Raw genomic sequence first — 8,724 nt, forward strand, 5'->3', positions numbered from 1 at the left:
GCAAAAACCATCGGCGAAAAATGGCCGATGGTCGTTCAGGCGCCTTCGCCTTTTGTCGTAGAGGTGAAATCATAATTTATTGATTTTTATGGCTTTGTTTAAAGTTGGCTAGCTTCTCGCTCTATTGGGGAAGGAGTAGTGATTACTCCAACAATTCCAATAAGCTGGGAGCAACACCATGCTGAAACGCCAATTTCTTAAAACCGCTCTTTGTCTCGCTACCGCCGCTGCATTCGGCGTCAGTGTCTCCGCTGTTACCGCCCAGGACTCTCCCCAGGACGGACAATACATCATGGGCACCGCCACCACCGGTGGCACGTTCTATCCGGTAGGCGTCGCACTTTCTACACTGATACGTGTCAAGCTCGAGCCTACTCACGGCATCTCCGTTTCCGCCATCAGCTCGGCGGGTTCAGCGGAAAACTTGCGCCTGATGGATGATGATCAGGCTCAATTCGGCATTCTGCAAGCGCTCTACGGCGCCTGGGCATGGTCCGGTGAGGGGCCGGTGCCCAAAGCCTATGACAACGTACGCTCAGTTTCCATGTTGTGGCAGAACGTGGAGCACTTTGTGATGCGCGACGCTCTTGTCGATACTGGCACCATCGATGACTTGGCCCAGCTATACGGGCGCGGTTTCTCCATTGGTGCGCGTAATTCCGGTACCGAAGGCTCTGGTCGGCAAATTCTTGCCGGTCTGGATATTGATCCGGAGCAGATGGATATTGCCTACCTGGGCTACAGTGCCAGCGCTGATTCCATGCAGAACGGCAATATAGACGGTATGAACATACCGGCAGGCGTTCCGGCCTCCGCCGTGACCAGTGCCTATGCCAATATGGGCGATGACATTACTACCCTGGACGTGACCGCTGAGCAACTTGAACGCATTAACAGCCAGTACCCAGTGTGGAGTGCTTTCGAAATTCCCGCCGACACTTACCCTGGTCAGGACTCCCCGATCAATACCATTTCCCAGCCCAACATTCTGGTGGTTAACGCCGATGTTCCTGAAGAGCATGTGTATCAAATAACCAAAGCCATGTTCGAGAACCTGCCGTTTCTGAATAACATTCACCCTGCAACGCGTGACATGGCTCTGGAGAAAGCGCTCGACGGTCTGCCGATGCCACTGCATGCCGGTGCCGCGCGCTATTTCCAAGAACAAGGCATTGAAATTCCGGAACATCTTCTCGAAGGCTGAAGGCCTATCGTCCTGCATCTGCCTGGCATAAGCCGGGCGGATGGCCTCCCTATGCCTTACTTAGTTTTATGAGGTACACCATGAGTCATTCGACACCTGATACGGTGCGCGATGAATCCGCAAGCAGCGCTGCAGAGCGCCTTGAGCACCCCTGGCTTGGGCGGATTCTGAGCTTGCTCGCCATCGTCGTTGCTTTCTCACATATCTATTTCAATACCCTGGGCACTGTCTCAGAGATTTGGGTTAGTGCATTACACTTCGGTATGTTCGGCCTGTTGTGTGCGCTTTCCGTGCCTATGTTCAAAGCGCGCTCGGCTAGTGGTCAGCGCCTATTACTCGCCGTTGATGTGTGTCTTGGTCTAGCCGCCCTAGGCTGTGCGTTCTATTTAATCGGTTTCGAGGATGCGCTTTATGCCCGTGGGGTACGCTTTTCCCTGGCTGACTGGATCGTGTCGATTACTGCCTTAGGGTTGGTACTTGAGTTCGCCCGCCGGACTACCGGCTGGTTTATCCCGCTGCTATGTATCATTGCGCTGACGTACGTTGCCTGGTGGGGGCGCTATGTCGGCGGGGTGTTCAATTTCCCCGGGCTGAACTGGGAAACCGTGCTGTTTCGCAGCTTCCTCGGCGGTGACGGCATGCTGGGCTCGATTGCCCGGATTTCCTGGTCTTACGTTTTCATGTTCATTCTCTTTGGCGCCTTCCTGGTACGTTCGGGTGCTGGAGAGTTCATCATCGAGCTGGCACGTTGTGCCGCGGGTCGCTTTGTTGGTGGCCCGGGGTTTGTAGCGGTATTCGCTTCAGGGCTTATGGGGTCGGTCTCTGGCTCCAGCGTGGCCAATACAGTCTCCACCGGTGTGATCACTATTCCCCTAATGCGTAAGGCCGGTTTTCCACCGCGTTTTGCGGCTGGCGTTGAAGCCGCAGCTTCAACTGGGGGCCAGCTTATGCCCCCCGTCATGGGAGCGGGTGCCTTTATCATGGCCTCTTACACCCAGGTCTCGTATCTCACCATCATTGGTGTCGCTGCGCTTCCTGCTCTGCTGTACTTCCTCTCGGTGGCCATGTTCGTGCGCATTGAAGCCAAGCGTAGCGGTGCCCAGAAGGTAGAGATGGAACAGGCTCCTAGGCTGATTGACGTACTGAAGGGCGGTTGGCACTACCTGCTGCCACTTGTGATACTGGTAGTCGCCCTTGTCAATGGCTTCACCCCCACCTACGCTGCCGGTATCGCTATCGTATCGGTGGTCGTTGCTTCCTGGCTATCACGTTCACCCATGAAGCTTCAGGCAATCATCGACGCCCTGGTGCTGGGCACCCGCAATATGGTTTCCACCGCCATTCTACTGCTGACGGTTGGTTTGATCGTCAATGTGGTGTCGACGACCGGCATTGGTAACATCTTTTCGTTGATGATCTCAGACTGGGCGGGCGGCAGCCTGTTAATCACCATTGTGTTGATCGCGCTGGCCTCTCTTATACTGGGAATGGGGTTGCCGGTGACGGCCGCTTACATCGTATTGGGCACGCTATCGGCACCTGCGTTGTATGGTTTGATGGCGGAAAGCCAGCTGTTAGAGCTGATTATGGCCGGTGATTTGCCCGAGCAGGCACGGGCGATCTTTATGCTTGCCGCGCCAGATGCCTTGGAAGCGCTGAATGCCCCGATGGACGCTGCCAGTGCCCAACAACTACTGGCCGTGGTGCCGGACGATTTCCGTTCACAACTCTACGAGCAGGCGCTTTCGTCGCACACGATATCGATGATGCTGGTGGCGGCGCACATGGTGATTTTCTGGCTATCTCAGGACTCCAATGTGACTCCGCCAGTATGCCTTACCGCCTTCGCTGCGGCGGCTATCGCCAAAACGCCGCCTATGCGTACTGGTTTTACCGCCTGGAAAATTGCCAAGGGCCTCTACATCATTCCCTTGCTGTTTGTGTGGTCGCCAATGATCACCGGGACGCCGACCGAAATGCTGGTGGTGTTCGCCTTCGCGTTGTTCGGTATTTACGCCATTATCGCAGGGCTGGAAGGCTATCTGGAAAGCGAGTTGCCCTGGTGGCTGCGCCTAGCCATGTTCCCCATTGGTGCTTTAATGCTGTGGCCCCATGGAAACTTACTGCTGGATTTCTTGGGCTTGGCACTGTTTCTGATGACGCTGGTGTGGAGCGCCAGACGTGACCGCCATGTGGCGCATACAATGGCCTGATACTAGGCGAGTATAAAGGGGGCCGCCCTCTTATAAATAGCGCTCAAATAAATGCCGCCATCAAAAGATGGCGGCATTTCAATGTAATGTCTTAATCAAGGTGGGTGATGGGTTGTCGGTCTGGGTCAATATGCCAAGGCAGGCCGAGGCGTGTATTGCGCTCTAGCTCAGCAATGACTTGTGCGCCCAGCAATAAAATGATGGCACCGACTTCCAGGCTGATCAGCACAATGATCAGCGTTGCTAGGGATCCGTAAACGGCGTTGACGAACGAGAGGTGAGTGAAATAGTAAACCAGTAGCAGCCGCACGCCTTCCCACAGCAGCGCCGCGATAAAGCCGCCGATGATCGCTCGGCGCAACGCGATACGCACCACCGGTAGCACCTTATAGATAGCGCTAAACAATAAGAAAACCCCAGCAAAACTGAATAAGTTAAGGACTGGTTCGGAAAACCCTGCAAACGGCAGTTGCCGCTCAAAGAGCGCCATCATCAGCGTATTGAGCGAGCTGGCCAGGGTGACTACCAGCGTTAAGGCCAGCAGCCCCGCCCCTAGCACTAACATGAAAGCGTACGGCAGCATCACCGATACCCACACACTGCGCTTGATATGGGGGCTTTCTGGCGCATGGAAGATAATCGCCAAGGCATCTTCGAGCATGCGAAAGGCGAAGGAGCTGAAGAGCAGTAGAATGGGTAAGCTAAGAATGCCGATGACGTCGCGAGACTCCAGCAGGCTGCGGACAGCATCCATCAACACTTCGGCATGGGCCGGTGCTAGGTGGCGCGCTTGTACAGCAAGAACGCTGAGTAAATGCTGTTGATCCACCACTTTTGTTAACAGCACAACCAATACTGCAAATAGCGGCACGATGGAGAGCAAAATGTTGTAACCCACCCCACCGGCAAGCAGGATGCCGCGATTTTTCAGGAAATGACACACGACACGCCAGGCAAAATGAGCCAGCCGTGGCAGCAGCAGAAGTAAGGCATTGAGTGCCGTTTGGTTGCGCCCCATCGTTTGCCATTCTCCTTGTGCGCCAATGCTATGCCTTGGCGGTGTGATTGTTCAGTGACAACAAGCGCCAGTGGATAGACTGACGCACAGACCGGCAAAATGATAGGCAATGATCGGCGTTGTTCGACAGAGTCAATTGCCCGACATCTGATTTATCGCGTGAAAATGGTTGTGTCTCATTTAGTGAGATGAACTCGCGAATTTGTCTTGCTATGTTCTAGCTCACCTAGACAAATAACGATAAACATAATGCCGGTAAATGAAAACATCACCTCATCAGGCCCCAGCACGCTCGTTCACGCCATGCAGATACTGCAAATTACCGCACGTGGTGGCCACCGCGGTGCGAGTGTCGACGATTATCTGAATGAGCTGAGTTTCAGCCGTCCTACGCTCTATCGGTTGTTAAAAGGTCTCAAGCAGCAAGGGTTTTTACGCTCTTCCCCCATTCGTGGGCGTTACCTGCTGGGCTATGAGTTGCTAGTGCTTGGTGCTCAGGCGGGCAATGGCGCTGGATTGCGAGATTTGGCTCGACCGAGGCTGCTGGCGTTGGCACAACGCTGGGGAGACAGTTTCTATCTGTTCGCCCGCGATGGTATCTACGCGGTTTGCCTGGAAGTACAGAACGGTGCTTATCCGGTGGGCAGTTTCGTTAGGGCGACGGGAGGGCGCTTGCCGCTGGGTGTCGGCCAAGCGTCGATTGCCTTGCTCGCGTATCTCGGTGCGGATGAGCGAGGCGAGATTCTCGACCACAACGCGACACGATTGCGGGATGATTACGCGATTGCCACCGCCGATGTCGAAGCCGAAATTAACCATCTACTAACACATGGCTACGCCCGTGGCGTTGAAGGTTCTCTACTCCCGGAATACTGCGGCTTAGCCATTCCCATCCTCGACCATAGTGGCCACCCCTTGGGAGCCATGAGTTGCTCAATGCTCAAATCTCGCATGACGACGGCCCATAAGTTGGAGGTACTCCAAGGCATGCAAGAGGAAGTCGCCGCTATGGTTAATCAGGCCCACGGCCTGCTGTATCTGGATTAAATCGTCATGTCACAACCCACGCATCCATCCCATCAGCGCCTGTGCGGCTGGAACGCCTGGCTTCCAGAGCGCCAGCCGACCCCCGCCTTGCGTGGCCAAACTGAGGCGGATGTCGTCATCATCGGGGCCGGTTACACCGGCTTCGCGGCAGCTACGGCCTGGCAGCAGGCGCGGCCTGAAGACCGCATCAAAATTCTTGAAGCCGACCAAGTGGGTGAAGGTAGCCCTGGGCGTAACTCTGGTTTCATGCTGGAAATCGCTTTAGCCAATGATGCTCGCCCCGAAGAACTTGAGCGCATGGAGACACTGAACGCATTAAGCCGACAAACCATGGCGCTACTGCGCGAGCGGGTCGAACGGCTGGGAATTGACTGCCAACTCGAACGTAGCGGCACTTATCGAGCTGCCCGCAGTGCGATAGGCCAGCGCGCCTTGGCCCAGTATGAAGCTTTTCTTAACGCTGCAGGCCTTTCTTACCAGACCTTGAGCGCTAGCCAACTGGCTGAGCGAATTGGCACGCGCTACTACACACAGGGTATTTATTCACCGGACTGTTATCTCGTTCAGCCTGCAGCATTGATTGTTGGTTTAGCGGATTCATTGGAAACCGGAATCGAACTGCATGAGCACTCTCCCGCGACTCAAATCAAGCCTGATGGCAAAAAGTGGCGTGTCACTACACCCGAGGGTGAAGTAACGGCTGGACAGGTAATCCTGGCCAATAACGCGTTTTCTAGGGCCTTGGGCGCAGACCCTTCGCGGCTAACCGCTATTTATACCTATGCCGCTATTACCGAGCCTTTGCCTGGGCTTGAACGACAACGCATTGCTGCGACGACCTGGGGACTGCTACCCGCACATCGCTTGGGTTGTACGCTGCGCACCACCGCCGATGGGCGCTTGATGATTCGTTCGCGTTACAGCTATGAACGCGAAGCCGATAACGCCCGTATTGAGGCTGAACTGAAAGCGAGCCTTGAGGCGCGCTATCCCGAACTCACCCCAGTGCGCTTCGATAAGGTCTGGGGAGGGACCACCGGGCTGACCTATAACGGTGCGCCACTGTGGGGGGAGATCCAGCCCGGTTTGTATGTATCAGCGGGGTGCAATGGCGGCGGTATCGTCAAGGGTACCTTCCTTGGCGATGCCCTGGCGCGCCATGCCATGGGTCAGCCGGTCGAAAATATTGCGTCGTTATTCGGCAAGGCGAGTTGGATGCCGCCCGATCCCGTGCGTCGGTTGGGTTTCTACCTGACCAGTGAAATGGAGCGCCGTAAGGCAAAACAAGAAACTTGATCCCCACTCACCATTATAAAAAAGAGAGATGACAATGGATCCTCAAGATCATATTGGGCTGCTGTCCATCATGCCGGCGGCATTAGCCATTGTGCTGGCATTTATTACCCGCAACACCGTTTTCTCGCTGGCAGTCGCCTGTTTCGTTGGGGTGATTACCCTGGGCAATGGCTTGATGGGCTTTCCCACGCTGTTAAAGGAAACCCTGGGCACCACCAGTTTCTCCTGGATACTGCTGTTGGAGCTTTTCATTGGCACAGTGATCGCGTTCTTCCAACGCACAGGGGCGATTCAGAACTTTACCGCCTGGGTGGAACGCCGTGCTTTATCGCGAGTGCGGGTTCAGTTGATTGCCTGGGTGATGGGCATGTTCGTTTTCTTCAGCGACTATTTCAGCCCCTTGTTTGTCGGTAGCACCATGCGCGGCCTGACGGATCGCTATCGGGTATCGCGGGAAAAGCTGGCGTATATCGCGGACTCCACTTCCGCCCCGGTGAGTGTGATGGTTCCGATCACTGGCTGGGCAGTGTTTATTTCTGGCTTACTGATTGGCATGGGGCCCATCGAAAATGCTGCACAGGCGATGGGCGTGTTTCTACATGCGGTTCCCTTTAACCTCTATGCATGGCTCTCGGTGCTGGTCGTGGGGCTGGTCATTGTCGGTGTTATTCCACTGTTTGGACCGATGCGCGAAGCCGAGCGTCGCGCTCAGGAAGAGGGCAAAGTGCTGCGTGATGGGGCAGAACCACTGGTGGGCGAGGAGCTGACCGAAATTCCGCCCTATGACGGCGCGCGTACCAACCTATTCTGGAATTTTTTCGCCCCGGTACTGGTGGTGATCGGCGTTGCTGTCGGCACCTTTATCGTGATGGACTCGGCCAAGACCATGGAAGCGTTTCTGGCGGCTTCTGTGTTTCTCGGTATCGTTATGCGCCTTCAGGGCATTCCCTTCAACGACATTATGAAAACCTCGATGGCCGGGATGAAGGGAGTAATGCCAGCCATTATTATTCTGGCGTTAGCCTACTCGTTGAATCAGCTTTCCAAAGACATGGGCACGGCCAGCTATATCGTTGAAGCCACCGGTGGCTGGCTGACACCGGCATTACTGCCAGCGATGACATTCCTTATCGCTGCCGTTATCGCCTTTTCAACCGGTACCTCTTGGGGCACCTTCGCTATCATGATGCCGCTGGCTGTGCCGCTCGCATTCAACTTCAGCAGCGATATGCTGACACCGCTGGTATATGCCACGGTGGCAGCCGTAGCGGGTGGCGGTGTGTTCGGGGATCACTGCTCGCCGTTGTCGGATACCTCTGTGCTTGCATCCACAGGGGCTGCTTCTGACCATATCGACCATATCAAGACGCAAATTCCCTTTGCGCTTGCCGTTGCCATACTCTCCTTGGCTGCTTACCTGTTGCTCGGCCTCACGCTGTAAGCGATAAGCCCTGCGATAGGCCGCCTGAGGCCATTATCGCAGGGCTTAATCTAGCATCAGCCAATGCAAACATTGCCTTGCGGGTCTTCAAACACCGGTATTGCGTCAAGGTTATCAAAAGCACCTGCTAAGCAGTTGCCTGTTTTAATATCAAACGCTGCGCCATGGGCACTGCATAGCAAACGGCTTCTATCTGACGAAATAACACTGTCCGACCGGTAATTTAAAGGTAAGTATTGGTGGGGGCAGGCATTGACGTAGCAATAAATTGCACCCTCTATGCGCGTTACAATGACGGGGAAAGAACCATCGTTACTAATAACTTCCATGCAGTGTGCATTGCCTTCTTCTATAAGTTTAGAAGGGCAAACAATCGCCCCCTCTTGGGGGGCATTTGCATAGTTACGCCACGCGTCGTACACAGTGTTTCCTTTTACCATTTAGCAGCACTAGTCATAAGTACTAAGTGCCTGATCTTAAGTTTTCGTGTAACGTTGGAGTCTGA

At 54.8% G+C, this 8,724-nt stretch carries 7 protein-coding genes; 5 read left to right on the forward strand and 2 right to left on the reverse strand.

What is annotated here, in order from left to right:
* Nucleotides 1-178 precede the first annotated feature (178 nt).
* Together INT21_RS07530 and INT21_RS07535 are read left to right on the forward strand one after the other, a co-directional pair.
* Nucleotides 179-1,204 carry a TAXI family TRAP transporter solute-binding subunit gene (locus INT21_RS07530; protein WP_193061091.1) on the forward strand — a complete coding sequence of 342 codons (1,026 nt, stop codon included), beginning with the start codon at nucleotides 179-181 and terminating at the stop codon, nucleotides 1,202-1,204.
* Between the two features lie 80 nt (nucleotides 1,205-1,284).
* Complete coding sequence (locus INT21_RS07535) at nucleotides 1,285-3,417, forward strand: TRAP transporter permease (RefSeq protein WP_193061090.1); 2,133 nt, start codon at nucleotides 1,285-1,287, stop codon at nucleotides 3,415-3,417.
* Nucleotides 3,418-3,508: 91 nt separating this feature from the next.
* Here INT21_RS07535 and INT21_RS07540 read toward each other — a convergent pair whose 3' ends face one another.
* Complete coding sequence (locus INT21_RS07540) at nucleotides 3,509-4,435, reverse strand: YihY/virulence factor BrkB family protein (protein WP_193061089.1); 927 nt, start codon at nucleotides 4,433-4,435, stop codon at nucleotides 3,509-3,511.
* Between the two features lie 249 nt (nucleotides 4,436-4,684).
* On the opposite strand from INT21_RS07540, the gene INT21_RS07545 reads away from it, so the two are divergent.
* The 3 genes from INT21_RS07545 to INT21_RS07555 are packed head-to-tail and all read left to right on the forward strand — an operon-like array spanning nucleotide 4,685 to nucleotide 8,219.
* The gene (locus INT21_RS07545) at nucleotides 4,685-5,482 is read left to right on the forward strand and encodes an IclR family transcriptional regulator (RefSeq protein WP_226912830.1); all 798 of its coding nucleotides are present in this window, start codon (nucleotides 4,685-4,687) and stop codon (nucleotides 5,480-5,482) included.
* Between the two features lie 6 nt (nucleotides 5,483-5,488).
* Nucleotides 5,489-6,778, forward strand: a complete 1,290-nt coding sequence (locus INT21_RS07550) for an NAD(P)/FAD-dependent oxidoreductase (protein WP_193085027.1) — start codon at nucleotides 5,489-5,491, stop codon at nucleotides 6,776-6,778.
* Between the two features lie 34 nt (nucleotides 6,779-6,812).
* The gene (locus INT21_RS07555; protein WP_120386155.1) at nucleotides 6,813-8,219 is read left to right on the forward strand and encodes a Na+/H+ antiporter NhaC family protein; all 1,407 of its coding nucleotides are present in this window, start codon (nucleotides 6,813-6,815) and stop codon (nucleotides 8,217-8,219) included.
* A 56-nt stretch (nucleotides 8,220-8,275) separates the two neighbouring features.
* Here INT21_RS07555 and INT21_RS07560 read toward each other — a convergent pair whose 3' ends face one another.
* Nucleotides 8,276-8,641: a Rieske (2Fe-2S) protein gene (locus INT21_RS07560; RefSeq protein ID WP_193068599.1), complete on the reverse strand. Its 366-nt coding sequence runs from the start codon at nucleotides 8,639-8,641 to the stop codon at nucleotides 8,276-8,278.
* Nucleotides 8,642-8,724: the final 83 nt, after the last annotated feature.

It is taken from the genome of Halomonas sp. 3F2F, from assembly GCF_014897805.1.
GTDB lineage: Bacteria > Pseudomonadota > Gammaproteobacteria > Pseudomonadales > Halomonadaceae > Vreelandella.

Coding starts and splice junctions, on each gene's coding strand:
- INT21_RS07540 (WP_193061089.1), bottom strand. CDS start 4,435: ATGGGGCGCAACCAAACGGCACTCAATGCCTTACTTCTGCTGCTGCCA.
- INT21_RS07555 (WP_120386155.1), top strand. CDS start 6,813: ATGGATCCTCAAGATCATATTGGGCTGCTGTCCATCATGCCGGCGGCA.
- INT21_RS07535 (WP_193061090.1), top strand. CDS start 1,285: ATGAGTCATTCGACACCTGATACGGTGCGCGATGAATCCGCAAGCAGC.
- INT21_RS07545 (WP_226912830.1), top strand. CDS start 4,685: ATGCCGGTAAATGAAAACATCACCTCATCAGGCCCCAGCACGCTCGTT.
- INT21_RS07530 (WP_193061091.1), top strand. CDS start 179: ATGCTGAAACGCCAATTTCTTAAAACCGCTCTTTGTCTCGCTACCGCC.
- INT21_RS07550 (WP_193085027.1), top strand. CDS start 5,489: ATGTCACAACCCACGCATCCATCCCATCAGCGCCTGTGCGGCTGGAAC.